Genomic DNA, 26,430 nt, shown 5'->3' on the forward strand with positions numbered 1-26,430 from the left:
CGGAGGATGGAGCCTTCCAGCGCAATCTATGGTTTTTGAATGTGCTGTTAGCTATGGTGGGCGCAGGGCTTGTCGCACTCACGGCCAGGGTCAAATTCTTTAGTAAAATGGAACTTTATAATGAAAAAGAATGATGATTTTTTTACTGCTGAGGGCTACCGCTTGAACGCAGACAAGCGCCTGCTGGACCTGGACTTTATCCATGGGTTTCTCGTCCAGTCGACGTGGGCCAAAGGCATTACCCGTGACCGTGTGCAATTAAGCATTGATAACAGTTTATGCATGGGCGTCTATCACCATGAGCGGCAAGTCGGTTTTGCCCGGCTGGTGACGGATTTTGCGACGTTCGGCTATTTGTGCGATGTGTTTGTCGACGAACAATATCAAGGTAAAGGCCTCGGCCGCTGGGTGTCCGAAGGCATACTGGCGGGCCCCGAGGCCGAGCAGCTGCGCCGCATCATACTGGCCACTACGACAGCGCCGTGGCTGTATGAAAAGATGGGCTTTGTGCCGGTTAACCAACCGAACTACATCTGGCAAGTCTTCCGCTCCGATATCTACCAGCGCTGAAACCTCGTTAAACCCCGCCTGGGGAACCACCCCAGGCGTGAGCGTTCATCGGTCCATAAGCCGGTGGTCACTGACCGCTGCATCTTCCTTTAATCGCCTCATGCAGACGTATGCCGTTCGGCTAGGTATAGTGCGGCCCCTCTTCGCGTCTGCGGCCGTCGGTAACGAGGCCCGGATACAACGCGAAAGCGCATGAATAACAACACCCGCAAAAGGATTGGGGCGAAGCGTCGTGCACTGCCTGGTGCCGAGCGACGCGTCGGACCGTCCTGCGTTTGCCATTAGAAAAATCAGCGAGGAACACTCCATGCTCGAAGTCATCAACGACTTCCTCTCAGGGAAAGTACTGATCGTGCTCATTGTCGGGCTCGGCGGTTATTTCACGATCCGCTCGCGTTTCGTTCAATTGCGTCACTTTTTCCACATGTTCTCGGTGTTTAAAGACAGCCTGAAGAGCAGCGCCGGCCAACTCAGCTCGTTCCAGGCGCTGATGCTCAGCCTGGCCGGCCGCGTCGGTGCCGGTAACATCGCCGGTGTCGGCATTGCCGTCACCCTGGGTGGCCCGGGTGCCGTGTTCTGGATGTGGGTCACCGCGTTGGTGGGCATGTCCTCGAGCTTTATCGAATGCTCGCTCGGCCAGCTGTATAAGCGCACCGACGCTGAAGGCACCTACCGCGGTGGCCCGGCCTACTACATCCAGCACGGCCTGCATAAGCGCTGGCTGGGTATGGTCATGGCGTTCCTGTTGCTGGTGACCTTCGGTTTCGCCTTCAACGGCCTGCAAGCCCACGCCGTGACCCACTCGCTGAACAATGCTTTTGGCCTCGACACCACCTACACCGGCCTCGCGCTGGCCGTATTGCTGGGCCTGGTGTTCATCGGCGGGATCAAGCGTATCGCCTCGATCGCCGACCTGCTGGTACCGGTCAAGACCCTGGTCTACATCGCCGTGACCCTCTACGTGATCGTGCTGCAATTCGACCACGTGCCGGCCATGCTCGCGACCATCGTCAAGAGCGCTTTCGGCCTCGACCAAGCCTTTGGTGGCCTGGTGGGCAGCGCAATCATCATGGGTGTGAAGCGCGGCGTGTTCGCCAACGAAGCCGGTTTGGGCAGTGCGCCTAACGTGGCAGCCGTGGCCTCGGTAGAACACCCGATCGCCCAAGGCGTGGTCCAGGCATTCAGCGTGTTCCTCGACACCTTCGTGATCTGCACCTGCACCGCGTTGCTGATCCTGCTCTCCGGTTTCTACACCCCAGGTTTTGAAGGCGACGGCATTGCCCTGACCCAGAACTCCCTGGCAGCCGTGGTCGGCGACTGGGGCCGCATGTTCATTTCGGTGGCCCTGGCGTTGTTCGTGTTCACCTCGATCATGTACAACTACTACCTCGGTGAGAGCAACCTGCGCTTCCTGGTGGGCAACAACCGCAAGGTGCTGATGGGCTACCGCGCGTTGGTGCTGGTGCTGATTTTCTGGGGTTCCATCGAGAACCTGGGTACCGTGTTCGCCTTCGCCGACATCACCATGACCATGCTGGCGTTCGTCAACCTGTTCGCCCTGGCGTTCCTGTTCAAGATCGCCATGCGCATCCTGAATGACTACGACGGCCAGCGGGCTGCGGGCATCAAGACGCCAGTGTTCGATTCCAGCAAATTCCCTGACCTGGACCTGGACCGCAAGGCCTGGCCGGCAAATCCAGCGAAGCCTGAGCCTGGCGCTCAAGCATCGGCTGAACTGAACGCTCAAGCGCAACGCTGAGCGTAGAAGCCTAGATAGATGACACGCCGCCCGGCCTTGGGCATGCTCTGGGCCCGGCGGCGTTTTTCGTTCAGGAGAATTCTCGATGTCCAAAGCTAACAACATCATGGTGCTCTACACCGGCGGCACCATCGGCATGCAAGCCAGCGCCAACGGCCTGGCCCCGGCTTCCGGCTTCGAGGCGCGCATGCGCGAACAGCTTGCCGACCGGCCAGTGCCTGCCTGGCGCTTCCGGGAAATGGCGCCGCTGATCGACAGCGCCAACATGACCCCCGCCTACTGGCAGCGCCTGCGCACCGCTGTGATTGAAGCCGTGGATGACGGCTGCGACGCCGTGCTGATCCTGCACGGCACCGATACGCTGGCCTACAGCGCGGCGGCGATGAGTTTCCAACTGCTGGGCCTGCCCGCACCGGTGGTTTTCACCGGCTCGATGCTCCCCGCTGGCGTGCCTGACAGCGATGCCTGGGAAAACGTCAGCGGCGCCCTGCTGGCATTGGGCGAAGGCCTGGCACCGGGCGTGCAGCTGTACTTCCACGGCGCGCTGATGGCACCGACCCGATGCGCGAAGATTCGCAGCTTTGGTCGCCATCCATTTGCTGCCTTGCAGCGTAATGGCGGCGTAGCCAAGGCCGATTCACTGCCGCCAGCCCTGGATTATCGCCAACCCAAAGCGCTGGCCAACGTCGGCGTGCTGCCGCTGGTGCCGGGTATCGCCGCCGCGCAACTGGACGCACTGATCGACAGCGGCATTCAGGCGTTGGTGCTGGAATGCTTCGGCAGCGGCACTGGGCCGAGCGATAACCCGGCGTTCCTCGCCAGCCTCAAACGCGCGCAGGACCTGGGCGTGGTCGTGGTGGCGATCACCCAATGCCATGAAGGCGGCGTGGAACTCGACGTCTACGAAGCCGGCAGCCGTCTGCGCGGCGTGGGCGTGCTGTCCGGTGGCGGCATGACGCGCGAAGCGGTGTTCGGCAAGCTGCAGGTGCTGCTGGGTGCCGGGCTGGCGACCAGCGAGGTACGCCGCCTGGTAGAACTGGACCTGTGCGGCGAACTGAGCTGACCGGCATGTAACTTGCTCCACTTCCAGCCATCCCCTGGCTGGAAGTTCCCATGCTGCACTCCCACCTCACCACCCTCAATGCCGTTTCCCTGGTCCTCAGCACGTTCAAGGCCGAAGGCTTGCCTTTTGAAGCGCTGCTGGCCGGCAGTGGCATCTGTGCGGCGGACTTGAGCCGCGCGGACACGCGCATCACCACCAATCAGGAAATGCGCGTATGCGCCAACGCCGTGGCCCTGCGTCGGGATGTGGGCCTGGAGTTGGGCCGGCAGATGCATGTCTCGGCCTACGGCATGCTCGGTTACGCCCTGCTCACCAGTGCCACCTTCGGTGACGCTTTGCGCCTGGCGTTGCGTTATCCGGCGCTGCTGGGAACACTTTTCGAGCTCAGCCTTGAAGAAGACGCTGAGCGCATCTGGTTCACCGCCAGCGACTACCGGGAAAACCCGAGCCTTGCGATGTTCAACGTCGAACTGTGCCTGGCGTCGCTGAAGGTCATCTGCGACGACTTGCTCGGCCAACCGCTGCCGCTGCTCGCCGCGCGCTTTGAACACAGCGCACCGGATTATCACGCACGCTACAGCGAGTGCTTTGCATGCTCGCTGCATTTTGAAACCACCACCAACGCGTTCGCCTTCGACAAACGCTGGTTGGACCACCCCCTGCCTCTGGCCGACGCGGTCACTCACCAGGCCATGGCCGAGCGTTGCCGCAAGCAGAACCTGGAATTCACCGGTCGCCAGGCCTGGCTCGGCAGAATCCGCCAACTGCTCGCCAGCCAACTCGGCGCGGCGCCGGGGATTGAAGGCCTGGCCGAACAGATGAACTGCTCGGCCCGTACCTTGCGTCGACACCTGCATGACCTGGGCTGCAGCTACCAGGAACTGCTCGACGAGCTGCGCTTCGAGCGAGCCAAGCAATGGCTGGCCGAAGATGAACTGCCCATCTACCGGATCGCCGAGCAACTCGGCTTCAGTGAAACCGCCAGTTTTCGGCACGCCTTCGTGCGCTGGAGCGGCGTGGCGCCCAGCCAGTTCCGGCCCTGATGCCTGTTGAGAGAGCATGGCCGCGCCATTTCGGGGCGAATTGAGGACAGATAATTTGGCCAGATTTATCCCCTTTTGGCCGCTCCTGCCATTCTCATAAAACCCGCCCGCCGCAAGACTGCATCCACCGATACAGCCTGCGGAGAACAATAAATGCTGACGATCTACTCGGACGATCACCACCTGCATCACGGCCGTTGCGAATTGATGGACGGGCAACTGATGCCCTGCTTCGAAATGCCATCACGCGCCGATCATGTGTTGCAACGGGTCAAGGACCGCGAGCTGGGCCCGGTTCAGGCACCGCAGGACTTTGGCCTGGCACCGCTGCAACGCATTCACAGCCGCGACTACCTCGACTTCTTCAAAGGTGCCTGGGCGCGCTGGACCGAGTTCGGCCAGGACGGCGACTTGCTGCCCTACACCTGGCCTGCCCGCACCCTGCGCCGGGTACTGCCTGCCAGCCTGCACGGCCAACTGGGTTATTACAGTTTTGACGGCGGCGCACCGATTACTGCCGGCACTTGGCAAGCGGCCTACAGCGCCGCGCAAGTCGCCCTGACGGCGCAACAGGCAATCGCACAAGGTGCAAACGCCGCCTTTGCCCTGTGTCGCCCGCCGGGGCACCACGCCGCCAGCGACTTGATGGGCGGTTATTGCTACCTCAACAACGCGGCCATTGCCGCTCAGGCATTTCTCGACCAAGGCCATAAAAAGGTCGCGATTCTCGACGTGGATTACCATCACGGTAATGGCACGCAGTCGATTTTTTATGCCCGCAGCGACGTGCTCTTCACCTCGATCCATGGGCACCCAGAAGCGGAGTTTCCGTTTTTCCTGGGGTATGCCGACGAACTGGGAGAAGACGCCGGCGAAGGCTTCAACTTCAACTACCCGTTGCCGGCAGGTTCCGGCTGGGATCGCTGGAGCGCGGCACTTGAAGAAGCCTGCACTGAGATTGAGCGCTACGGCGCCGACATCATCGTCGTTTCCCTGGGTGTGGATACATTCAAAGACGACCCCATCTCGCAATTCAAACTCGACAGCCCGGACTACCTGGCGATGGGTGCGCGCATCGCCCGTTTGGGCAGACCCACGCTGTTTGTGATGGAAGGCGGCTACGCCGTGGAAGAAATCGGCATCAACGCCGTCAACGTGCTCGAAGGTTTTGAGGAGTCCGCCCAATGAACATGCTCAAGTCACTCGTCCTCTGTGCAGCCGTTCTCGGCGGCGCGGCCCACGCCGAAGAGAAAACCCTCAAGGTCTACAACTGGTTCGACTACATCACCCCCAAGGCGCTTGAAGACTTCAAGGCACAGCACCCGCAGGTCAAGCTGGTGTACGACATCTTCGACACCAACGAAGCCCTTGAGGCCAAGTTGCTCACCGGCAACTCGGGCTATGACGTGGTGGTGCCGTCCAACGTGTTCCTGGCCAAGCAGATCGAAGCCGGCGTGTTCCAGCCGCTGGACCGGAGCCAGTTGCCCAACTGGAACCACCTCGACCCCAAGCTGATGAAGCTGATCGAAGCCAACGACCCCGGCAATAAATTCGCCGTGCCCTATATGTACGGCACCATCCTGATCGGCTTCAACCCGGCCAAGGTCAAAGCGGTGTTGGGCGATAACGCGCCGGTGGACAGTTGGGACCTGATCTTCAAGGAAGAGAACATCAGCAAACTCAAACAATGCGGGGTCGCCCTGCTGGATTCGCCCTCGGAAATCCTGCCCCTGGCCTTGCAACACCTGGGCCTGGACCCCAACAGCAGCAACCCCAAGGATTACGTCAAGGCTGAGGCGCTGTTGATGAAAATCCGCCCCTACATCACCTACTTTCACTCGTCCAAATACATGGCTGATATCGCCAACGGCGACATCTGTGTGGCCGTGGGTTATTCCGGTAGCTTTTCCCAGGCCGCCAACCGCGCCAAAGAGGCCAAAAATGGCGTAACCGTGGACATGCGCCTGCCCAAAGAAGGCGCGCCGATCTGGTTCGACATGCTCGCCATTCCCAAGGGCGCGCAAAACCCGCAGGACGCCTACACCTTTATCAACTACCTGCTGCAACCCCAGGTGATCGCGCCGATCAGTGATTTTGTCGGCTACCCCAACCCGAACAAGGACGCCACCGAGTTAGTCGACCCGGCAATTCGCAATAATCCCAACCTGTACCCAACCGAGGCGGCCATGGCCACGCTGTATACCTTGAAGCCATTGGGGCGTGATGCGGAACGGGCCAGAACGCGGGCCTGGACCAAGATCAAGTCGGGGACCTGAACCGACAGGCAAACTCAGCCAGGGCGGGCGCCCCATGCCTGCCTTAAGCGCGACAGCGCCACGGCGATATCCGCTTCGGGCACGGCGGCGAAGCCCAGCACCAGCCCGGCACGCTGATCGACCGGCGTGGTGGACTGGGGCAGCCAATAGCTGCTCAAGCCGTTGACCTCGACGCCTGCCGCGTGGGCCTGGGCCAGCAATTGCTGCTCGCGCGCCAGGCTGTCCACGCGCACCGTCAGGTGCAACCCCGCCGCAACGCCGAGCAGTTCGCTGACACCTGGCAACCCATTGGGCCAACCGGCGAGCAAGGCGTTTCGCCGACTCAACGCCGCACGCCGCATGCGGCGGATATGCCGCTGGAAATGCCCGGCGGCCATAAACTCCGCCATCACCGCCTGGGTACTCACTTCGGAATGGCGCATGTCCACGGCGCGGCGCCGGGTAAAAGCGTCCACCAGGCCGGGTGGCAATACCAGATAACCGAGGCGCAGCGCCGGGAACGCCACCTTGCCGAAGGTGCCGACATACAACACTCGCCCACTACGATCCAGCGCCGCCAACGGCGAGAGGGGCGCGCCGCTGTAGCGGTACTCACCGTCATAGTCGTCCTCGATGACCCAGCCGCTCGTACGTTCAGCCCAGGCCAGCAGCTCCAGGCGCCGCGCCAGGCTCATCACCACACCCAGCGGGTACTGATGAGAAGGCGTGACATACGCCACACGACAGTCATCCAGTGTGTTGAGCACTTGGCAATCAATCCCCTCGCCGTCCACCGGTACGCCTTGCAGTCGCCCACCCGCCAGGGCAAATGCATGCCCAGCCGCGCGATAGCCCGGGTTTTCCACCGCCACCCGGTCTCCCGGCTCCACCAGCAACTGTGCACAAAGGCTGATTGCCTGTTGCGCACCACAGGTGATTACAATTTGCTCAGCCGAACACTGCATGCCCCGCGAGCTGCGCAGGTAAGCGGCGATCAAACCGCGCAGACGGCCGTCACCTGCCGGGTCGCCATAGCAAAGCTGTTCCAGGTCAGGCTTGCGCCAGAACGCCCCATTCAGCTTGGCCCAGACCTCAAACGGAAACAGATCAAAGGCCGGCACACCCACGCGAAATGCCCGAGGCGGCCCCGAGGGAGGCAGGGAAAGATGGTTATTTTTGACCCGCGCCACGCCCGCACTGTGGATAACTTCATTGTCGAGATCTTCCGGCAAATCCGCCCATTTTGTGGATAAGGCTGTGGGTAAGCCTGTGTAAAACCCTGTGGATACTTTTGTGGATAGTTTTTTTGGCGTGGGCAATTGGGCGACATACGTGCCATCACCCACCCGGCTCTCAATAAACCCCTCCGCATACAACTGATCGTAGGCGCGCACCACACTGTTGCGGGAGATCGACAGTGCTGCCGCCAAGTCGCGGGTGGCGGGCAACCGCGTGCCACTGACCAGCCGCCCGTCCAGCACCCGCTGGCGCAACGCGCCGTAGAGTTGGCGAGTCAGGCCCTGACGGCGATCCAGCTCAATGCCTGCGGGGTTGAATAACAGCGGCGGCGAAATAGGCGGCATATTGGACCCATGAAATTGGCGCTAGATGGCTCTTACAACGAACCATTAGCCTGCCTACGATGCAGGCATTCGCCAAGGAAAATTTCATGTACACACCACGCGCCTTTGCCCTCGAAGATTTGCCTGAACTGCAGCAACTGATCCAGCACACCCGCCTGGCGCAGTTGGTGACCTTTGGTGAACAAGGCTTGCAAGCCAGCCACTTGCCGCTGCTGCTCAACCCCGACGAAGGCCCGTATGGCACGCTCTATGGGCACCTCGCCAAGGCTAATCCGCAGTGGCGCGAGCTGCAAAATGGCAACGAAGCCCTGGTGATCTTTGCCGGTGCCGAAGGCTATGTCAGCCCGGCGTTTTACCCGTCCAAGGCCGAGCACGGCAAAGTGGTGCCTACCTGGAATTACCTCGCTGTACATGCCTATGGCAAAGCCGAGGTGTTTACCGACGCCGAGCGCCTGCTGACCGTGGTCAGCGCCCTCACTGACCGTCACGAAGGCCGCCGCGCCCAACCCTGGAAAGTCAGCGACGCGCCGGCCGACTACATCGACGGCATGCTCAAGGCCATCGTCGGCTTCGCCCTGCCGATCGAGCGCCTGCTCGGCAAGCGCAAACTCAGCCAGAACCGCAGCCCGGCCGACATCGCCGGTGTGCGCGAGGGCCTGGCCGCCAGCGTGGATATGCGCGACCAGACCCTCGCCCGCTTTATTCCCCAAGGAGTTTCAGAATGAGCCAGATCGACATCCGCCAGGTGACTGCCGCCGACCACGGCGCCTGGTTACCGCTGTGGCAAGCGTATTTGACGTTTTACAACACCGAACTGCCGGACGCTGTCAGCCAAAGCACCTGGCAACGCCTGATCGACGCCAACGAGCCGACTCACTCGGCCCTCGCCTGGCAGGACGGCAAGGCAGTGGGCATGGTCAACTTCATCTACCACCGCTCAAACTGGAGCATCGAAAACGCCTGCTACTTGCAGGACTTGCTGGTGGACCCGGCGCAACGCGGCACCGGCGTGGGGCGTAAGCTCATCGAATTCGTCTACGCCACCGCCAAGGACGATGGCTGCTGCAAGGTGCATTGGCTGACTCACGAGACCAATGCCACGGCGATTCAACTGTATGAACGCATTGCCGAACGCCCCGGTTTCATTCAATTTCGCAAAGGTCTTTAAGGAGCGCAGCATGCCTATCTCACCCGCCGACTGGAAAGGCGTCCCCGCGCCCACGGTTCAATTGCTGGAAGGGCGCTACATCCGCCTGGAAAAACTCGACCCGGCCCGCCATGGCGACGAACTGTTTCAAGCCCTTCATGGCCCCGGCGCCGACCCCAAGCTGTGGGACTATTTGCCCTACGGCCCGTTTGCCGAACGCGCCGCGTTTGATACCTGGCTCAACAACCATGCCCAGCACAACGAACCGTATTTCTTCAGCGTAATCGACCGCGCCAGCGGCGACGTCCAAGGCATCCTCAGCCTGATGTCCATCGTCCCGGCCCAGGGCCGTATCGAAATCGGTCACGTCACCTTCGGCGCGCCGATGCAGCGCTCACCGAAAAGCACCGAGGCCGTGTACTTGCTGGCCAAGTACGCTTTCGAACAGGGCTACCGTCGCCTGGAATGGAAGTGCAACAACGGCAATGCTCGCTCCAAATACGCGGCCGAGCGCTTGGGGTTCAGTTTTGAAGGCGTATTCCGCCAGCACATGGTCGTGAAGGGGCAGAACCGCGATACGGCGTGGTATTCGATCCTGGATTCGGAATGGCCAAAGGTCGCGGCTGGCTTTGAAGCGTGGTTGTCCGAGGCGAATCAGAGTGGGGACGGCCAACTGAAAACACTGGCCGAGTGCCGAGCCTGACGCTCACTGACAACACAGAACCACACTTTAGATCGTCAGCGATTTCAAACGATGGGTTCAGCCGCCTTTGCCCACCTTGCAGTCCAACGCCTTCAAGGCATCACACCCATCCGCAACAACAGATGCGCTGACGGGGCAATGGCAGATGAGTTTTTAATCGCGCCGGACTAGAGAAAGCTCCCGCAAACCAAGGGTCGATTACCTGACAGTTATCACCCCGCTATCTCGCTAAATTCCCGGCCTCATTCATCAGAGGTCGGGATTACATGCCCTTTACACATCACAGACTTGCCCTTCTCATGGCCCTCGCGATCAGTGCCGCCAGCCTTCAATCCGCACAGGCGCAAGGTGATATCGCCTTCACACCCTACGTATTTGATCCCCTCCCGGCATTTAACAATGCGTGGTTTTACGCCCCGCCAGTGCAAGCGCCCTCCATCGACGGTTACCTCACTCGCCAGGCCACCACGCATAACGGCCTGCAGGTCGCCAAGGTCCTGGAGCCCGCGCTGAGTCGCCTACTGGAATCCGGTGAGTTGACCAGAAGACAGATCAACGCACTGGAACGGTTCGGTGACGATCTTGCTGCCCAACCCGGAGGAGTCGGTGCAGTTCTCGAACAATTGGCGGGCAGCCAAAATGCCAATCTGGCTGGCGCAACCCAGGCCATCACCGGAAAAATCAGCAACCAATTGCTCTCAACCCTGCGCACGCTGCCCACCAATGACGATGGCCACTTTTGGGTGCAAGGCCTGGGCGACGACGGCAAGCTCGACAAACAGAACGGCAGCGACGGGCTCAAACATGACACCAAAGGCCTGATGCTGGGCGCCGATTGGGCGGTGGCTGACGCCTGGCGAGTCGGTGTGATGGGCGCAAAATCCTCCAGTGAGCTTCAAGCTCAACGCTTTCGGGCCGAACTCGACAGCTTGCACCTGGGCGGTTACGCCGTGCGCCAGGACGGCCCTTTGGCCCTGCGCCTGGGGGCGATCTACAGTGCCCATACCGGGGAGAACAAACGCAGCGTCAACCTGCTTGATTACAAAGAGCAGCTCAAAGGCCGTTACAACGCCCAAAGCCAAAGCGTATTTTCCGAACTGGGCTATCAACTGGGCAGTGCAGACTTACGCGTGGAGCCCTTCGCAGGCCTCGGCTATCAGCGCTATCACCGCGGCAGTTTCAAAGAAAGCGGTGGCCTGACCGCGCTGAACACAGGCTCACAAACCCAGCAGAACCTGAGCAGTAACTTTGGCCTTCGTCTGGCAACGGTGTATCGGTTCGACAACCGGATGAGCCTCACACCCCACGTGAGTACGAGCTGGAAACACCTCTACGGCGAAGTCGATAGCCAGGTGCGCCAATCGTATCGCTACACGCCCGGACTCATTGATGGTTTCACCCTCAACGGCACCTCGCTGGACCGTAATAGCCTGGATATGCAGGCGGGCCTGGACCTCGCCTTATCCAGCCAACACACCGTCGGCCTGACCTATAACGCACAAACCGGCAGCCAAAGCCAAAGCCAGGGCCTGATGGGGCAATGGAAGATGAATTTTTAACGGCGCCCAGCGATAAATTCGAGGCAAAAAAAAGGGGAGCACCTGCCCCCCCGAGGATTAAGCGATAGTGTCGAAGGCTGAATCAGCCTTCGATTTCAATCAGGATTTCGCCAGGATTGACCCGGTCGCCCTTGGCCACATGAACGGCGGTCACCTTGCCGGCGATCGCGGCCTGCACTTCGGTTTCCATCTTCATGGCTTCGGTAATCAGCACGGCCTGGCCGGCCTTGACCACGTCGCCTTCCTTGACCAGCACGTCGACGATATTGCCCGGCATCGCGGTGCTGACATGGCCCGGCTCAGTGGCGTGCTTGCGCTTGCTACCGCCGCTGCTGACAAACTCGTTGAGCGGTTCGAACACCACTTCTTCCGGCATGCCGTCGATGGACAGGTAGAAGTGACGCTTGCCTTCGGCCTTCACGCCAACACCCGTAATGTCGACACGGTAGCTTTCGCCGTGCACGTCGATAACGAATTCGGTCGGTACGCCTTCGCCACCGGCACGGGCCACACCGCCGGCCTCAGGGATCGGCAACAGCACTTCCGGCGCCAGGGTGCCGGCGTCGCGTTCTTCGAGGAACTTGCGACCGATGTCGGGGAACATGGCGTAGGTCAGCACGTCTTCTTCGGACTTGGCCAACGCACCGATTTCGCCACGCAGCTTGGTCATTTCCGGCTTGAGCAAATCAGCCGGGCGATGGTCGATCACTTCTTCGCTGCCGATGGCCTGGCGACGCAGTTTTTCGTTCACGGTGCCCGGCGCTTTGCCGTAGCCGCCTTGCAGGTAGAGCTTCACTTCGTTGGTGATGGTCTTGTAGCGCTCGCCGGCCAGTACGTTGAAGAACGCCTGGGTACCGACGATCTGCGAAGTCGGCGTCACCAATGGCGGGAAGCCGAGGTCTTCACGCACCCGTGGGATTTCGGCCAGCACTTCGCTCATGCGGTTGAGTGCGCCCTGCTCTTTCAACTGGTTGGCCAGGTTGGAAATCATCCCGCCCGGCACCTGGTTGACTTGCACACGGGTGTCGACAGCGGTGAACTCGCTTTCAAACTGGTGGTACTTCTTACGCACCGCGTAGAAGTACAGGCCGATTTCCTGCAGCAGTTCCAGGTCGAGACCGGTGTCGAACTCGCTGCCTTTGAGGGCGGCGACCATCGACTCGGTGCCAGGGTGGCTGGTGCCCCAGGCGAAGCTGGAAATGGCGGTGTCGATGTGGTCGGCGCCGTTTTCGATGGCCTTGAGTTGGCACATCGCAGCCAGACCCGCCGTGTCATGCGAGTGAATAAAGATCGGCAGGCTTTGCTCGGCCTTCAACGCTTTGACCAGTTCGCCAGTGGCGTACGGGGTCAACAGCCCGGCCATGTCCTTGATCGCCACCGAGTCGCAACCCATGGCTTCCATTTGCTTGGCCTGGGCCACAAACGCGCCGATGGTGTGCACCGGGCTGGTGGTGTAGGCGATGGTGCCCTGTGCATGTTTGCCGGCGGCTTTGACCGCTTCGATGGCTACGCGCAGGTTACGCACGTCGTTCATCGCGTCGAAGATGCGGAACACGTCGATGCCATTCACGGCGGCCTTGGCGACGAAGGCTCTGACCACGTCGTCGCTGTAGTGGCGGTAGCCCAGCAGGTTCTGGCCGCGCAGCAGCATTTGCAGACGCGTGTTAGGCAATGCGGCGCGCAGTTTGCGCAGGCGCTCCCACGGGTCTTCTTTCAAAAAGCGTACGCAGGCGTCGAAGGTCGCGCCGCCCCAGACTTCCAGCGACCAGTAGCCGACTTTGTCGAGCTTGTCGCAGATCGGCAGCATGTCGTCGGTGCGCATGCGGGTGGCCAGCAACGATTGGTGGGCGTCGCGCAGGATGGTGTCGGTTACGAAGATCTTTTTAGTCATTGGTATCTCCTCATAGCGGCAAGTCTCAAGCTACAAGCTGCAAGAAAAAGCCAATCTGCTTTTACTTGCCGCTTGTAGCTAAAGGCTCGCAGCTGTTTCATTCATAGGCCTGCGTGGGCGGCGATGGCGGCGGCGATGGCCAGGGCCAGCTCTTCGGGTTTGCGCTTGATCGAGTAGTTGGTCAGCTCAGGATGGCTTTCCACAAAGCTGGTGTTGAACTGGCCGCTGCGGAATTCCGGATTGCGCAGGATTTCCTGGTAGTAGGCGGCCGTGGTCTTCACGCCTTGCAGGCGCATGTCGTCCAGGGCACGCAGGCCGCGGTCCATGGCTTCTTCCCAGGTCAACGCCCATACCACCAGTTTCAGGCACATGGAGTCGTAGAACGGCGGGATGGTGTAGCCGGTATAAATCGCCGTGTCGGTGCGCACGCCGGGGCCGCCGGGCGCGTAGTAACGGGTGATCTTGCCGAAGCTTGGGAGGAAGTTGTTCTTCGGGTCTTCGGCGTTGATGCGGAACTGCAACGCGAAGCCACGGTGCTGAATGTCTTCCTGCTTCACCGACAACGGCAGGCCCGACGCGATGCGGATCTGCTCACGCACGATGTCGATGCCGGTGATTTCTTCGGTGATGGTGTGTTCCACCTGCACCCGGGTGTTCATCTCCATGAAGTACACCTCGCCCTCGGCGAGCAGGAACTCCACGGTGCCGGCGTTCTCGTAGCCCACGGCCTTCGCGGCGCGCACCGACAGGTCGCCGATGTAGGCGCGCTGTTCAGGGGTCAGCTGCGGGCTGGGCGCGATTTCGATGAGCTTCTGGTTACGGCGCTGGATCGAGCAATCACGCTCGAACAGGTGCACCACGTTGCCAAAGCTGTCACCGAGGATCTGCGCCTCAATATGCTTGGGATTGACGATGCATTTTTCCAGGAACACTTCCGCCGAGCCGAACGCCTTGGTGGCTTCGGATATAACGCGGGGGAACGCTTGTTCAAGTTCTTCGCGGCTGTTGCAACGACGGATACCGCGACCGCCACCACCGGAGGTGGCCTTGAGCATTACCGGGTAACCAATGCGGTCGCCTTCGGTCAGGGCTTCGGCGATGTCCGCAACGTTGCCTTCGGTGCCCGGCGTGACCGGCACACCGGCCTTGATCATGCTGCGGCGCGCTTCGGTCTTGTCGCCCATGCGGCGAATGACTTCTGCCGACGGGCCAATGAATTTGATGCCGCGTTCGGCGCAGATGTCCGCCAGCTCGGCGTTTTCCGACAGGAAACCATAGCCGGGGTGCAACGCATCACAACCGGTTTCCACCGCCAGGTTCACCAGCTTGCGCGGGTTGAGGTAACCGGCCAGGGGCTCGGCACCAATGCTGTGGGCTTCGTCGGCACGTTTGACGTGCAACGCATGGCGGTCGGCGTCGGAATAGACCGCGACCGAGCGAATGCCCATCTCGGCGCAAGCACGCACGATTCGTACGGCAATTTCACCACGGTTGGCGATCAGGATCTTTTTTATCACTTGGAAATTCCCTTGAGCCGATTGCTGCGTTCTTCAACCCTTTGGATCCGGGTCGGCGCGTGACCAAATGTTTCATGACAGTCGCGAGACACACACTATGCGCACCGGAGGATTAACAAAAATCAATAATTATTGGGTCGTGCATAAGTAAAGACTTATAGTTGGCCGAACGGCCCCAGGCGAGAGCACTTAGATAATGCGTAAGTCATTGATGCGTATGACATTACGCCAATTGCAGATTTTTAATGAAGTCTGTGATTTGCGTTCCTACAGCCGCGCAGCCGAAGAAATGTCCCTCACACAACCGGCCGTTAGCCTACAAATTCGCCAGCTGGAAGAACTGATCGGCCAGCCGCTGTTCGATTATGTCGGCAAAAAGCTCTACATGACCGAGGCTGCCGAAGCCTTGCAACGGGCCAGCCGCGATATTTTCGGGCGCCTGGAAAACCTCGATATGCAGCTGTCGGACATGCAGGGCTCGCTGCAGGGGCAGTTGAAACTGGCCGTGGAATCCAGCGCCAAGTACTTCGTGCCGCACCTGTTTGCCGCCTTCAAGCGCCAGCATCCGGAGGTGCAGCTGCACCTGACGGTGGTCAACCGGGCCCAAGTGATTCGCCGGCTTTCAGATAACCGGGATGACCTGGTGATCATGTCCATGGTGCCCCAGGACATGGGCCTGGAATTCCTGCCGTTTCTCAACAATCCGATCGTTGCCGTGGCGCCGCCCGATCATCCGTTGAGCCTGCAAGGACCGCTGCGCCTGCAGGACCTGGAGCCTTACACGCTGCTGATACGTGAACCGGGTTCCGGCACGCGACTGGCCTGCGAGGAGTACTTCAAGGAAAAACGCGTGCACTTCACCCAAACGGTGGAGGTGGCTTCGGCCGAGGCGCAGCGTGAGTGTGTGAGCGCAGGGTTGGGCGTGGCGCTGCTGACGCGCCACGCGGTCAACCTGGAACTGGCCACCGGCGGGCTCAAGGAGCTGCCGGTGGAGGAACTGCCGCTGTACCGCAGTTGGTGCCTGGTGCAAGCCAAAGCCAAGCGCCTGTCACCGGTGGCCCATGCGTTCCTGGGCTTTATCCGCAGCGAACGGGTGCAGATCAGCGCGTTGGCTGAACGCTTCGCTGGGCAGCCGCGGGTGCCTGCCAGTGGAGTTCCGGGTAGTCACTGATGCTCTGGAGCAATTGACGCTCCTCGCAACGGTCTTCGATTGCGCGACGGAACGCCATGCGGCGCTGGTCTTCCTGCTGACGACGGGTTTTGACGGTGCTGCTGTCTTCGTATTGCCGGGCCATTTTGAGTCTCCCAATGCGAGTACGGGGAGGTCAGGATGGGCGCGCGGGATGACGGTTTGGCGGCGCGGGGGTTACAGGACGATGAATCTTCGGAAACTGGCGCAAAGCCAATGTGGGCTGGCTTGCGATAGCAGTGCATCAGCCACCCACTATGGCAACTGGCAGACCGTAATCGCAGGCAAGCCAGCTCCCACATGTTTGACCGCGTTCAGCCGCTGATCAGTCGTCGAGGGCTTTGACGGATTTAGGCGAGAGACGAAGGCTGCGCAAGCTGCGCTTCACGCTCTTGAGGTGGTTGACCAGGCTCGGCCCGCGCGCCATGGCCACGCCCATCGCCAGCACGTCGATCACCACCAAGTGGGCGATGCGCGAGGTCAACGGCGTGTAGATTTCGGTGTCTTCGTGCACATCGATCGCCAGGTTGACCGTGGACAGCTCCGCCAACGGCGTCTGGCTTGGGCACAGGGTGATCAGCGTCGCGCCGCTTTCACGCACCAGGTTGGCGGTAATCAGCAAGTCTTTGGAGCGACCGGACTGGGAAATGCAGATGGCCACGTCAGTCGGTTTCAGCGTGACCGCCGACATCGCCTGCATGTGCGGGTCGCTATAGGCCGCTGCGGTGAGCAGCAGGCGGAAGAATTTGTGCTGGGCATCCGCAGCAACGGCACCCGACGCACCGAAGCCATAAAACTCCACGCGCTGCGCCTGGGACATCGCCGTCACGGCCTTCTGCAGCTCCACAGGGTCGAGCTTCTCGCGCACTTCCATGAGGGTGTGCAAGGTGGTGTCGAAGATTTTCAGGCTGTAGTCGGCGACGGAATCGTCTTCGTGAATCGCAAACTGCCCGAAGCTCGCACCGGCCGCCAGGCTCTGGGCCAGTTTGAGTTTCAAGTCCTGGAACCCGGAGCAACCGATGGCGCGGCAGAAGCGCACGATGGTCGGCTCACTGATGCCCACGCTGTGGGCCAGGTCGGCCATGGAACTGTGCATCACAGCCGCAGGATCAAGCAGCACGTGATCGGCAACCTTGAGTTCCGATTTGCGTAACAGGTGGCGCGACTGGGCGATATGTTGCAACAGGTTCAAAGGACAGGACTCTTGTTATTGGCGGGTGCCAGGGATGTAGCAAGCTTGTAGTTATACTACAAGAATTGCCGTTTTGCCCGTCCGATGCATCACTAAATCGCCCTGCTGCCCTCTGATTCAAAGGGCAGAGGCTTTGTAGCCACACGGGCGGCCTTGGCGTCATTAAGAAAAATCTGCATTTTTCCGTAACAAATCTGCCAACCCCTCGGCCTGCATCGGCCGGCTGATCAGGTAGCCCTGCACCTCATCGCATCGCTCCCCTCGCAGGAAATCCAGCTGCTGCTGATCTTCCACTCCTTCGGCCACCACCTTGAGTGCCAGGCCATGGGCCATCGCGATGATCGCCCGGGTGATGGCCGCGTCTTCACGGCCTTGGCCAAGCCCGCGAATAAACGTCTGGTCGATCTTCACGTAGTCCACGGGGATACGCTTGAGGTAACTGAGGGACGAATAGCCCGTGCCGAAGTCATCAATGGCCAGCTTCACGCCCAAATCGCGCAGTTGCTGGAAGGTGGCGATAATGTGTTCAACATTGTCGAGCAGCTGGCTTTCGGTCAGCTCCAGCTCCAGGTAGTGCGGGGCCAGGCCGGTTTCTTCAAGTACCTGGCGCACCAGGCTGACCAACTTGCCCTGGCGCAACTGATGCACTGACAGGTTCACCGACACCCGGATCGGTGCAAGCCCCTGGCGCTGCCATTCGCACGCCTGCCAACACGCCTGGCGCAGCACGAACTCGCCCAGCGGTACGATCAAGCCGGTCTCTTCGGCCAGGCCGATAAAGTCCCCCGGCGGCACCATGCCCCATTGCGGATGCTCCCAGCGAACCAGTGCTTCGGCAGCGTTCAATTTGCCCGTGGCCAGGCACAGTTTCGGCTGGTAGAACACCGTGAGCTGGCGCTCGTCGATGGCCTTGCGCAAGTGGTTCTCCAGCTGCAAACGCTCCAGGGTGCTGGCTTGCAGGCTATCGGTGTAGAACTGGAAATTATTGCCGCCCAAGTGCTTGGCGTGCTGCATGGCCATGTTCGATTGGCTGACCAGCGCGGAAATCTCCCGCGCATTATCCGGCAGCAGGCTTACGCCCATTGAGGCGCTGACCACCAGCTCATGCCCTTCTACCGTCACCGGCACGCGCAGTTTGGCCAGGAGCCGCGTGGCCACACGCGCCAGGCTCGACAAGTTGCCGTAGCCGTCGAACAGTACGGCGAATTCATCACCGGACAGCCGCGCAATGGTGTCGGCTTCGGGCAAGGCATTGATCAATCGCCGCGCCATTTTCTGCAACAGCTGATCCGCGACTTCATGGCCGAGGCTGTCATTAAGCAGCTTGAAGCGGTCCAGGTTGATATGCAGCAGTGCCAGGCTGCGCCCGCCCTGACGCACGCGTTGGTGAGCTTCGCGCAGCCGTTCGCGAAACAGCGAGCGGTTGGCCAGGCCCGTCAACTCGTCATAGTGAGTGAGGTAGCGCATGCGCTCTTCGGATTCACGCCGCGCGGAAAGATCGGCGAAGAAGCCGACAATATGACTGACTTTTCCGCGAGCATCGCGCACTACATTCAGTTGCAGCCATTGCGGGTACAGCTCGCCGTTTTTGCGCGTTTCCACCAGCTCGCCCTGCCAGGTGCCATGGCTGAGCAGTGCCTGGCGGATCACCGGAAAATGCCGGCGGGCGTCACGACTGCTGGGCAGTTCCACGACATTGCGGCCAATCATGTCGTCCATTTCAAAACCGGTGACACGGCTGAAGGCCTGGTTGACCGCAATCAGCACGTACTCCGGGTTGAGGATCACAATGCCTTCGCTGGCGGCTTCGAAGACGGTCGACGCGAGGCGCTGCTGCTCTTCCAGGACCTTGCCGGCGCTGATGTCGCGGCGGGTGCCGAGCATGCGCGTGACGCGTCCGCTGGGCGTGCGCTCCACGGCGCGACCACGGTCTTCGATCCATACCCAATGGCCAGCGCCATGGCGCACACGGTATTCGACCTGATAATCCTCGCTGCGGCCCTTGAGGTGCTCCACCAGGGCGCGCTTGAGCAGCGGCAGGTCGTCGGGGTGCAGGCGTGGCTTGAGATGGCTGAGCATTGCAGTAACGTACTCAGGCTCCAGGCCGAACAGTTCCTTGAGTTGGGTATGGTGCACTTCATCGGTTTGCAGGTTCCAGTCCCACAAGCCCAGTTCGCTGGCTTGCAGGGCCATGGCCAGGCGCGCTTCGCTTTTATTCAGGGCGAGGCTGGCGGCGTCCAGTTCCTGGCTGCGTTGCGCCACACGGTCTTGCAGACCGGTTTGCGCCTCGCGCAATTCCTGTTCGACCTGCCGACGCTGGCCAACTTCACGCACCAGTTCCTGATTCAATTGCTCGCTGCGCTGCTGCGCCTGCTGGAGATGCTCGATCAACGCCTGGTTCTGGAAGCGCCGCAACAACCCGCGCTGAATCAGGCGGTTGACCTGCCACGCCACCAGGCTCAAAGAGGCCAGCAGAATCAGGCCGAGTACTCCCCAACCTTGCTGCTGCGGGGCACCATTCCAGAACAGATAGACAATGGCAGGCACCAGGCACGGCACGGCAAATGACAGGAAGGCGGGCAGGCTCACGGCATAGGCCACGCTGGCCGACAGCGTCGCTGCGCCGATCAGGCCGAACACCCAGGCTTGCTGCATAAAACTGTCGACAGGCACCAGGGCGATGGCGGCAGTCGCCAGTGTCAGGCCGCTGACCGCCGAGCCCAGCATGAACATGCCCCGCCAGATCGGCCGGGCCTGGCGACTGGGCATCGCCGAATCAAAAGCCGCCACCTGGATCACACGCAGGGCCACCAGAGCGAGCAGCCAGACCAGCCAGATGCTGTCCAACACATATTGCTTGGGGTTCCACAGCAACCAGGCACACACCAGGCCGTTGACCAACATCAATAACGTCGGCAGCAAAGACCCCTGATACAAGAGGCGCGTGCGTTCGACCGCCATCTCGGTTGCGTAATGTTTACGGATGACCTGCGCGGGCGCCGCCGAGGGGCCGAACAGATCGGGACTGAGGGTCATAGGCAGTATTCTTATAATGGTGAGCCCGAAACGTCGACGGAGCATACACAAGCAAGCGCTTGGGCCAAACTGCTCCACGTCATAAAAACCGCACTGGAATCGGCCGCAAACCTTCGAGCCAGACTGCTTGAGCGAGAGCCCGTGCGGGCTGTGGCCCATGACCAACCAGTCATCACCCCCGGCAGAATGTTTGCCCGGCCACTGTCACGCTGGATGTTTTCCATCGACCACCCGGCATTGGGATTTGCCCCACTCCCGTTAGGCCCATAGAATGCGCCGATGCGCGATGATCTCTCTCTTTTGCTGAACTCCCTCAACGATGCCCAACGCCAGGCCGTAGCAGCCCCCGTTGGCCGTCAGTTGGTCCTGGCCGGTGCTGGCTCCGGTAAAACCCGAGTGCTGGTGCACCGTATCGCCTGGTTGATCCAGGTCGAAAACGCGTCCCCGCATTCGATCCTGTCGGTAACCTTCACCAACAAGGCCGCTGCCGAAATGCGTCACCGCATCGAGCAGTTGATGGGCATCAGCCCCGCTGGCATGTGGGTGGGCACGTTCCACGGCCTGGCACACCGCCTGTTGCGAGCGCACTGGCAGGAAGCGGGCTTGAGCCAGACGTTCCAGATCCTCGACAGCGACGACCAGCAACGCTTGGTCAAGCGCGTGATCCGCGAACTGGGCCTCGACGAACAACGCTGGCCTGCGCGTCAGGCGCAGTGGTTTATCAACGGCCAGAAAGACGAAGGCTTGCGCCCGCAACATATCCAGGCCAGCGGCGATTTGTTCCTCGCCACCATGCGCAGCATCTATGAAGCGTACGAGGCGGCCTGCGTACGCGCCGGCGTGATCGACTTCTCCGAGCTGCTGCTGCGCGCCCTCGACCTGTGGCGCGACAACCCCGGCTTGCTGGCGCATTACCAGAAGCGCTTCCGGCACATTCTGGTGGACGAGTTCCAGGACACCAACGCCGTGCAGTACGCCTGGTTGCGCTTGCTGGCCAAGGGCGGTGACAGCCTGATGGTGGTGGGCGACGACGACCAGTCGATCTACGGCTGGCGCGGCGCGAAAATCGAGAACATCTACCAGTATTCCGACGACTTCCCGGACGCAATCACCATCCGCCTGGAGCAGAACTACCGCTCCACCGCCGGCATCCTCAAGGCTGCCAACGCGCTGATCGCCAATAACACCGGGCGCATGGGCAAAGAGCTGTGGACCGACGGCGGCGAAGGCGAAGCGATCAACCTGTACGCCGCGTTCAACGAACACGATGAAGCGCGCTATGTGGTGGAAACCATCGAAAGCGCGCTGAAAACCGGTTTGGCGCGCAGCGATATCGCCATCCTGTATCGCTCCAACGCCCAATCGCGGGTGTTGGAGGAAGCCTTGCTGCGCGAACGCATCCCGTACCGCATCTATGGCGGCCAGCGCTTCTTCGAGCGGGCGGAAATCAAGAACGCCATGGCCTACCTGCGTTTGCTGGAAGGTCGTGGCAACGATGCGGCGCTGGAGCGGGTGATCAATATCCCGGCGCGTGGCATCGGCGAAAAAACCGTCGAAGCTATTCGCGACCACGCGCGCCACGCCGATGTGTCGATGTGGGAAGCCATGCGCTTGCTAATCGCCAATAAAGGCCTGACCGGCCGCGCCGCCGGTGCTTTGGGTGTGTTTGTCGAACTGATCGAGAACCTGGCGGCCAAGTGCGCAGAAATGCCGCTGCACTTGATGACCCAGACCGTGATCGAGCAGTCCGGGCTGATCGCCTATCACGAAGCGGAAAAAGGCGAGAAAGGCCAGGCCCGGGTAGAAAACCTTGAGGAACTGGTCAGCGCCGCCCGCGCGTTCGAAAACACTGAAGAAGATGAAGAGCTGACCCCGCTCGCCGCGTTTCTGGGTCATGCCTCGCTGGAAGCCGGCGATACCCAGGCCGATGAGCATGAAGACAGCATCCAGCTGATGACCTTGCACAGCGCCAAGGGCCTGGAATTTCCGTATGTGTTCCTGGTGGGCATGGAAGAAGGCCTGTTCCCGCACAAGATGAGCCTGGAAGAGCCCGGCCGCCTTGAGGAAGAACGCCGCCTGGCCTACGTGGGCATCACGCGTGCCATGCAGAACCTGGTGATGACCTATGCCGAGACCCGACGCCTGTACGGCAGCGAAACCTACAACAAGGTGTCGCGCTTCGTACGTGAAGTGCCGAAGGGGCTGATTCAGGAAGTGCGCCTGTCCAACAGCGTCAGCCGCCCGTTCGGCGGCGGCCAGCAGCAGAACTCCAGCAACCTGTTTGCTGGTTCCGAGATTCCGGAAACACCGTTCAGCCTTGGCCAGCAGGTCAAGCATGCGATCTTTGGCGAAGGCGTGATTCTCAACTTCGAAGGCGCTGGCGCCCAGGCACGGGTGCAGGTGAATTTCGCCGAAGGCAGCAAGTGGCTGATGATGGGCTACGCGAAGCTCGAAGCAATCTGATACATCTTCTCTACATGAAGGTTGTTGGCCCGCCCTTGTTTTTAACAAGCGCGGGCCAATATCAGTAATAAGTCCTACAGGCCATTCTGATTCGGGCCTACGCAAAAGCCCGAAACATTATGTCGCTAGCCACTGCCACAACACCTGTGCAACATGGCGCGCGTGCAATCCACAAATGGGAATTCCCTTTATGAAACGTTTTCTTAGCATCGCCATGGCGTTGTGCATCGGCTTGACGATGAGCCTCGACGCCAACGCCAAGCGCTTCGGTGGCGGCAAAAGCATGGGCTCGGCGCCGACTCACCAGACCAGCCAAATGGCTCCATCCGCCGGTGCCGGCGGTGCAGCGGCTACCGCTGGCGCAGCCGGTGCGGCTGGCGCGGCTGCCAAGGCCGGCGGTGCTTCGCGCTGGTTGGGCCCTCTGGCCGGTATCGCAGCCGGTGGCCTGCTCGCGTCCATGTTCATGGGCGGCGGCTTCCAGGGCATGCAGATCTTCGACATCCTGATCATGGCCGTCATCGCCTTCCTGATCTTCCGCTTTATCGCCGCCCGTCGCCGCAAGCAGCAGGAGCACATGGCTCCAGCCGGCGCGCCGATGCAGCGTGAAGTGTTCGAACAAAAACCAGCCGTGGGCTCGATCTTCGGTGGTTCGGCTGCTCCTGCTGCCGCCCGTCCGGTAATCAATGCACCGGCCTGGTTCAACGAAGAGCGTTTCGTCGAAGCGGCCCGCAGCCACTTCCAGTCCCTGCAGCAGCACTGGGACGCCAACGAGATGGACAAGATCTCCGAGTTCGTGACCCCGCAACTGCTGGAGTTCCTCAAGCGCGAACGCGCCGACCTGGGCGACGGCTTCCAGTCTACCTACATCGACGACCTGCGCGTCCAGTTGGAAGGTGTGGATGATCGCGCCGACAAGACCATCGCCACCCTGACCTTCAGCGGCGTGTCGAAGACCTCGCGTTTCGACCAGGGCGAAGTGTTCAGCGAAAGCTGGAACATGGAACGCGCCCAAGGCGACAACCAGCCTTGGCTGGTCGCCGGTATCCGTCAGAACGGCTGATAGCTGCGCGTTTGAGCACTTGGTCATAAAAACCCCGGACATGTTCCGGGGTTTTCTATTTCACGGTTGCACTTATAGCGAGCTACTGTATAAAACGCCCCTATAAACCGCGCCATCTAGCAAGAGGATCCCGGCCGTGGAAGAAATCATCGAACAATTGCGTGAAGCCAACGAACCGGTCCCGGTTCCTCTGGAGCTGCCTGACGAAGACCAACTGGTGGAAATCGAAGAACAACTGTTCATCGACATCCCCTTTGTCTTCCGCGAATTCCTGCTGACCGTCAGCGACGTGGTGTATGGCAGCCTGGAGCCGGTGACCGTCACCGACCCGCAATCCCACACCTACCTGCCGGACGTTGCCGCCAACGCCTGGGATGCCGGTGTTGACCGCAGCATGATCCCGATCTGCCAGGACGGCGACGACTACTACTGCGTCGAAGAAGACGGCACCGTGGTGCTGTGGTCCGGCGAAGAAGAACTCGTCACCGAAGAAACCTGGGAATCGGTATGGCACTGGGCGCGGGACGTCTGGCTGGAAAGCTGAGTCGCACCACCGGGGCTCTAGTGCTCCGGCGTATCCTTGTGGTTATCCAGCGTCTCCAGCAAGGCGACCTGCATCCGCGTATGTACGCGGATGAACCACCGCCAGAGCACAGCCGCGACTGCTGCCGTGACTATGGCAATCAGCACCAGCAACTTGTTGGTCGGCAGAATACTGGCCGACAAGGCTGCCAGTAGCAGGAAGATCACCAGCAGCGAGAGGATGGGGATCAGTTCGGCGATCACCCGCCGCACACGCTGGGTATGCCGCCCGGCCATTTCCGGCTTCACGCTCATCTCCGCCAGCAACATCGACAGAGCCTTGAGTTTGCGATACGCCGCAATCAGGAACGGCAGCGACAACAGCAACGCCGCGCCCCAGATCAATGCCTTCTGCCAACTCGGATCACTGATCCAGCCTTCCAGATACCCACCGATGCGCGCCGCGAAAAAGCTGCCGGTGAAGAATATCGCCACCACCAGCGCCAGGTTGACCCCCACTTGCAGGATGATTTTGCGGATCATCGACGCCAGCATTGCCCCTTCACCCTGAGGCTGGATGCTGCGTAGCCATTCGCCATACATCCCAAATACCCGGCTCATGCGCTTAGGTATCACCGAGGCAATCTTTAACGACAACGGGTCGGCACCGCGGATCAGGTAAGGCGTCAGCAAGGTGGTAATTGCCGAAACCGCCACCGCCACCGGATAGAGGAAGTCACTGGTAACCTGCAAGGTCATGCCCAGCGCGGCGATGATGAATGAAAACTCGCCAATCTGTGACAGCCCCATGCCAACCCGCAGTGAGGTGCGGCCGTCGTTGCCGGCAATAAAAGCCCCCAGGCCGCAGGACAACATCTTGCCCAGCACCACCGCAACGGTAATCACCGCGATCGGCCACGCGTACTGCAGCAGGATTTGCGGGTCGATCATCAAACCGATGGCGACAAAGAAGATCGCGCTGAACATGTCTCGCACTGGCTCGATCAAGCGCTCGATCTTAATCAACTGGCGGGACTCGGCCATGATCGCGCCGATCAGGAACGCGCCCAGCACCATGCTGTATTCCAGCTTGACCACCAGCAGGCAGAAGCCGAAACACAGACCCAATACGGTGATCAGCAGCATCTCGTTGCTTTCGAACTTGGCCACGTAGGCCAGCAGGCGTGGCACCAGCAAAATGCCGATGACCAGCGCGACGATCATGAACAGCGAGAGCTTGCCGACCGTGGAGAACACCTCGCCGGAGCTGACCGTACCACTGACGGCGATACTCGACAGCAAGGCGATAATGCCGATGCCGAGGATGTCCTCAACGATCAACACGCCAAAAATCAGCTGGGCGAAACGCTGGTTTTTCATCTTCAGGTCATTCAGTGCCTTGACGATGATGGTGGTCGAGGAGATCGCCAGGATCGCGCCGAGGAACAGCGAGTCCATGGTGTTCCAGGCGAACCATCGGCCGATCTCGTAGCCGATCCAGATCATCAGGATGATTTCGAGGAACGCCGCTATAAACGCGGTGGCGCCGACCTTGAACAACTTGCGCAGGCTGAACTCAAGGCCCAGACAGAACATCAGGAAGATCACCCCCAGCTCGGCGAGGGTCTTGATGGTGTCTTCGTCATGGATCAGGCCGAATGGCGGGGTGTGAGGGCCGATGATGAACCCGGCGACGATATACCCCAGCACCACCGGCTGCTTGAGGCGATGAAACAGGACAGTGACAACCCCTGCCACCAGCATGATCACGGCCAAGTCCTGGATAAAGCTGATGGCGTGCATGGCGAGGGGCTCCTTGAGGGTACTGGCGCTTTTCCCACTTCCACTCACGCCTTTGAAAAGTCGCAAAGAGCGGAA

The 26,430-nt window shown here is 60.7% G+C and carries 21 protein-coding genes; 14 read left to right on the top strand and 7 right to left on the bottom strand.

The window, feature by feature from the left end; genetic code table 11:
- Window positions 1–120 precede the first annotated feature (120 nt).
- The 6 genes from A7J50_RS28960 (at window position 121) to A7J50_RS28985 (ending at window position 6,711) form a co-directional block, all read left to right on the top strand.
- Window positions 121–570 (top strand): GNAT family N-acetyltransferase, encoded by a 450-nt coding sequence (locus A7J50_RS28960; RefSeq protein ID WP_064454770.1) that lies wholly within the window; start codon window positions 121–123, stop codon window positions 568–570.
- Window positions 571–877: 307 nt separating this feature from the next.
- Window positions 878–2,329: an alanine/glycine:cation symporter family protein gene (locus tag A7J50_RS28965; protein WP_064454771.1), complete on the top strand. Its 1,452-nt coding sequence runs from the start codon at window positions 878–880 to the stop codon at window positions 2,327–2,329.
- Between the two features lie 85 nt (window positions 2,330–2,414).
- A complete protein-coding gene (locus A7J50_RS28970; RefSeq protein WP_064454772.1) occupies window positions 2,415–3,392 on the top strand; it encodes an asparaginase in 978 nt (325 codons plus the stop codon).
- 50 nt (window positions 3,393–3,442) lie between these two features.
- Window positions 3,443–4,435, top strand: a complete 993-nt coding sequence (locus A7J50_RS28975) for an AraC family transcriptional regulator (RefSeq protein ID WP_064454773.1) — start codon at window positions 3,443–3,445, stop codon at window positions 4,433–4,435.
- 153 nt (window positions 4,436–4,588) lie between these two features.
- Complete coding sequence (locus A7J50_RS28980; RefSeq protein WP_064454774.1) at window positions 4,589–5,623, top strand: histone deacetylase family protein; 1,035 nt, start codon at window positions 4,589–4,591, stop codon at window positions 5,621–5,623.
- Window positions 5,620–6,711: a polyamine ABC transporter substrate-binding protein gene (locus A7J50_RS28985; protein WP_064454775.1), complete on the top strand. Its 1,092-nt coding sequence runs from the start codon at window positions 5,620–5,622 to the stop codon at window positions 6,709–6,711. The genes A7J50_RS28980 and A7J50_RS28985 overlap by 4 nt, the downstream gene beginning before the upstream one ends.
- Before the next feature lie 14 nt (window positions 6,712–6,725).
- Here A7J50_RS28985 and A7J50_RS28990 read toward each other — a convergent pair whose 3' ends face one another.
- Window positions 6,726–8,273, bottom strand: coding sequence for a PLP-dependent aminotransferase family protein (locus A7J50_RS28990; RefSeq protein ID WP_064454776.1), 1,548 nt, complete (start codon window positions 8,271–8,273; stop codon window positions 6,726–6,728).
- An 86-nt stretch (window positions 8,274–8,359) separates the two neighbouring features.
- Between A7J50_RS28990 and A7J50_RS28995 the strand changes: the two genes are divergently transcribed.
- From A7J50_RS28995 to A7J50_RS29010, 4 genes are all read left to right on the top strand, one after another.
- The gene (locus A7J50_RS28995; protein ID WP_064454777.1) at window positions 8,360–8,998 is read left to right on the top strand and encodes an FMN-binding negative transcriptional regulator; all 639 of its coding nucleotides are present in this window, start codon (window positions 8,360–8,362) and stop codon (window positions 8,996–8,998) included.
- The gene (locus tag A7J50_RS29000; protein WP_064454778.1) at window positions 8,995–9,441 is read left to right on the top strand and encodes a GNAT family N-acetyltransferase; all 447 of its coding nucleotides are present in this window, start codon (window positions 8,995–8,997) and stop codon (window positions 9,439–9,441) included. Before A7J50_RS28995 ends, A7J50_RS29000 begins: the two co-directional genes overlap by 4 nt.
- 10 nt (window positions 9,442–9,451) lie before the next feature.
- Window positions 9,452–10,123, top strand: coding sequence for a GNAT family N-acetyltransferase (locus tag A7J50_RS29005; protein WP_064454779.1), 672 nt, complete (start codon window positions 9,452–9,454; stop codon window positions 10,121–10,123).
- A gap of 266 nt (window positions 10,124–10,389) precedes the next feature.
- Entirely contained in the window at window positions 10,390–11,682 is a 1,293-nt protein-coding gene (locus A7J50_RS29010; protein WP_064454780.1) for an autotransporter outer membrane beta-barrel domain-containing protein, read from the top strand.
- A gap of 82 nt (window positions 11,683–11,764) precedes the next feature.
- On the opposite strand, the gene oadA is transcribed toward A7J50_RS29010, so the two are convergent.
- Together oadA and A7J50_RS29020 are read right to left on the bottom strand one after the other, a co-directional pair.
- On the bottom strand, window positions 11,765–13,573 hold the full coding sequence (gene oadA / locus A7J50_RS29015) for a sodium-extruding oxaloacetate decarboxylase subunit alpha (RefSeq protein WP_064454781.1): 1,809 nt from the start codon (window positions 13,571–13,573) through the stop codon (window positions 11,765–11,767).
- Between the two features lie 101 nt (window positions 13,574–13,674).
- Window positions 13,675–15,090 carry an acetyl-CoA carboxylase biotin carboxylase subunit gene (locus A7J50_RS29020; RefSeq protein WP_003213442.1) on the bottom strand — a complete coding sequence of 472 codons (1,416 nt, stop codon included), beginning with the start codon at window positions 15,088–15,090 and terminating at the stop codon, window positions 13,675–13,677.
- Window positions 15,091–15,286: 196 nt separating this feature from the next.
- Between A7J50_RS29020 and A7J50_RS29025 the strand changes: the two genes are divergently transcribed.
- On the top strand, window positions 15,287–16,261 hold the full coding sequence (locus A7J50_RS29025; protein ID WP_064454782.1) for a LysR family transcriptional regulator: 975 nt from the start codon (window positions 15,287–15,289) through the stop codon (window positions 16,259–16,261).
- Here A7J50_RS29025 and A7J50_RS32030 read toward each other — a convergent pair.
- The 3 genes from A7J50_RS32030 to A7J50_RS29035 form a co-directional block, all read right to left on the bottom strand.
- Window positions 16,191–16,385 carry a PA3496 family putative envelope integrity protein gene (locus A7J50_RS32030; protein ID WP_082895969.1) on the bottom strand — a complete coding sequence of 65 codons (195 nt, stop codon included), beginning with the start codon at window positions 16,383–16,385 and terminating at the stop codon, window positions 16,191–16,193. The two genes, A7J50_RS29025 and A7J50_RS32030, sit on opposite strands and share 71 nt — an antisense overlap.
- 219 nt (window positions 16,386–16,604) lie before the next feature.
- Complete coding sequence (hexR, locus tag A7J50_RS29030; protein WP_010168370.1) at window positions 16,605–17,471, bottom strand: transcriptional regulator HexR; 867 nt, start codon at window positions 17,469–17,471, stop codon at window positions 16,605–16,607.
- Window positions 17,472–17,633: 162 nt separating this feature from the next.
- Window positions 17,634–20,507 (bottom strand): EAL domain-containing protein, encoded by a 2,874-nt coding sequence (locus tag A7J50_RS29035; protein WP_064454783.1) that lies wholly within the window; start codon window positions 20,505–20,507, stop codon window positions 17,634–17,636.
- A gap of 279 nt (window positions 20,508–20,786) precedes the next feature.
- Here A7J50_RS29035 and uvrD point away from each other — a divergent pair, with 279 nt between their 5' ends.
- From uvrD to A7J50_RS29050, 3 genes are all read left to right on the top strand, one after another.
- Entirely contained in the window at window positions 20,787–22,970 is a 2,184-nt protein-coding gene (uvrD, locus tag A7J50_RS29040; RefSeq protein ID WP_064454784.1) for a DNA helicase II, read from the top strand.
- Window positions 22,971–23,160: 190 nt separating this feature from the next.
- A complete protein-coding gene (locus A7J50_RS29045; protein ID WP_064454785.1) occupies window positions 23,161–24,030 on the top strand; it encodes a Tim44 domain-containing protein in 870 nt (289 codons plus the stop codon).
- A gap of 136 nt (window positions 24,031–24,166) precedes the next feature.
- Entirely contained in the window at window positions 24,167–24,574 is a 408-nt protein-coding gene (locus A7J50_RS29050) for an SMI1/KNR4 family protein (RefSeq protein WP_017739032.1), read from the top strand.
- 17 nt (window positions 24,575–24,591) lie between these two features.
- On the opposite strand, the gene A7J50_RS29055 is transcribed toward A7J50_RS29050, so the two are convergent.
- Complete coding sequence (locus A7J50_RS29055; RefSeq protein ID WP_064454786.1) at window positions 24,592–26,355, bottom strand: cation:proton antiporter; 1,764 nt, start codon at window positions 26,353–26,355, stop codon at window positions 24,592–24,594.
- Between the last annotated feature and the right edge of the window lie 75 nt (window positions 26,356–26,430).

It is taken from the genome of Pseudomonas antarctica (genome assembly GCF_001647715.1).
In the GTDB taxonomy this organism is placed as follows: Bacteria; Pseudomonadota; Gammaproteobacteria; order Pseudomonadales; family Pseudomonadaceae; genus Aquipseudomonas; species Aquipseudomonas antarctica_A.

Bases quoted from the DNA above. Each gene is read 5' to 3' on its own strand.
- A7J50_RS29045 (WP_064454785.1), top strand. From the start codon at position 23,161: ATGAAACGTTTTCTTAGCATCGCCATGGCGTTGTGCATCGGCTTGACG.
- A7J50_RS29025 (WP_064454782.1), top strand. From the start codon at position 15,287: ATGCGTAAGTCATTGATGCGTATGACATTACGCCAATTGCAGATTTTT.
- A7J50_RS28960 (WP_064454770.1), top strand. From the start codon at position 121: ATGAAAAAGAATGATGATTTTTTTACTGCTGAGGGCTACCGCTTGAAC.
- A7J50_RS29035 (WP_064454783.1), bottom strand. From the start codon at position 20,507: ATGACCCTCAGTCCCGATCTGTTCGGCCCCTCGGCGGCGCCCGCGCAG.
- A7J50_RS29055 (WP_064454786.1), bottom strand. From the start codon at position 26,355: ATGCACGCCATCAGCTTTATCCAGGACTTGGCCGTGATCATGCTGGTG.
- A7J50_RS29000 (WP_064454778.1), top strand. From the start codon at position 8,995: ATGAGCCAGATCGACATCCGCCAGGTGACTGCCGCCGACCACGGCGCC.
- A7J50_RS28980 (WP_064454774.1), top strand. From the start codon at position 4,589: ATGCTGACGATCTACTCGGACGATCACCACCTGCATCACGGCCGTTGC.
- A7J50_RS28975 (WP_064454773.1), top strand. From the start codon at position 3,443: ATGCTGCACTCCCACCTCACCACCCTCAATGCCGTTTCCCTGGTCCTC.
- A7J50_RS28995 (WP_064454777.1), top strand. From the start codon at position 8,360: ATGTACACACCACGCGCCTTTGCCCTCGAAGATTTGCCTGAACTGCAG.
- A7J50_RS29005 (WP_064454779.1), top strand. From the start codon at position 9,452: ATGCCTATCTCACCCGCCGACTGGAAAGGCGTCCCCGCGCCCACGGTT.
- oadA (WP_064454781.1), bottom strand. From the start codon at position 13,573: ATGACTAAAAAGATCTTCGTAACCGACACCATCCTGCGCGACGCCCAC.
- A7J50_RS32030 (WP_082895969.1), bottom strand. From the start codon at position 16,385: ATGGCCCGGCAATACGAAGACAGCAGCACCGTCAAAACCCGTCGTCAG.
- A7J50_RS28985 (WP_064454775.1), top strand. From the start codon at position 5,620: ATGAACATGCTCAAGTCACTCGTCCTCTGTGCAGCCGTTCTCGGCGGC.
- A7J50_RS29010 (WP_064454780.1), top strand. From the start codon at position 10,390: ATGCCCTTTACACATCACAGACTTGCCCTTCTCATGGCCCTCGCGATC.
- uvrD (WP_064454784.1), top strand. From the start codon at position 20,787: ATGCGCGATGATCTCTCTCTTTTGCTGAACTCCCTCAACGATGCCCAA.
- A7J50_RS28965 (WP_064454771.1), top strand. From the start codon at position 878: ATGCTCGAAGTCATCAACGACTTCCTCTCAGGGAAAGTACTGATCGTG.
- A7J50_RS28990 (WP_064454776.1), bottom strand. From the start codon at position 8,273: ATGCCGCCTATTTCGCCGCCGCTGTTATTCAACCCCGCAGGCATTGAG.
- A7J50_RS28970 (WP_064454772.1), top strand. From the start codon at position 2,415: ATGTCCAAAGCTAACAACATCATGGTGCTCTACACCGGCGGCACCATC.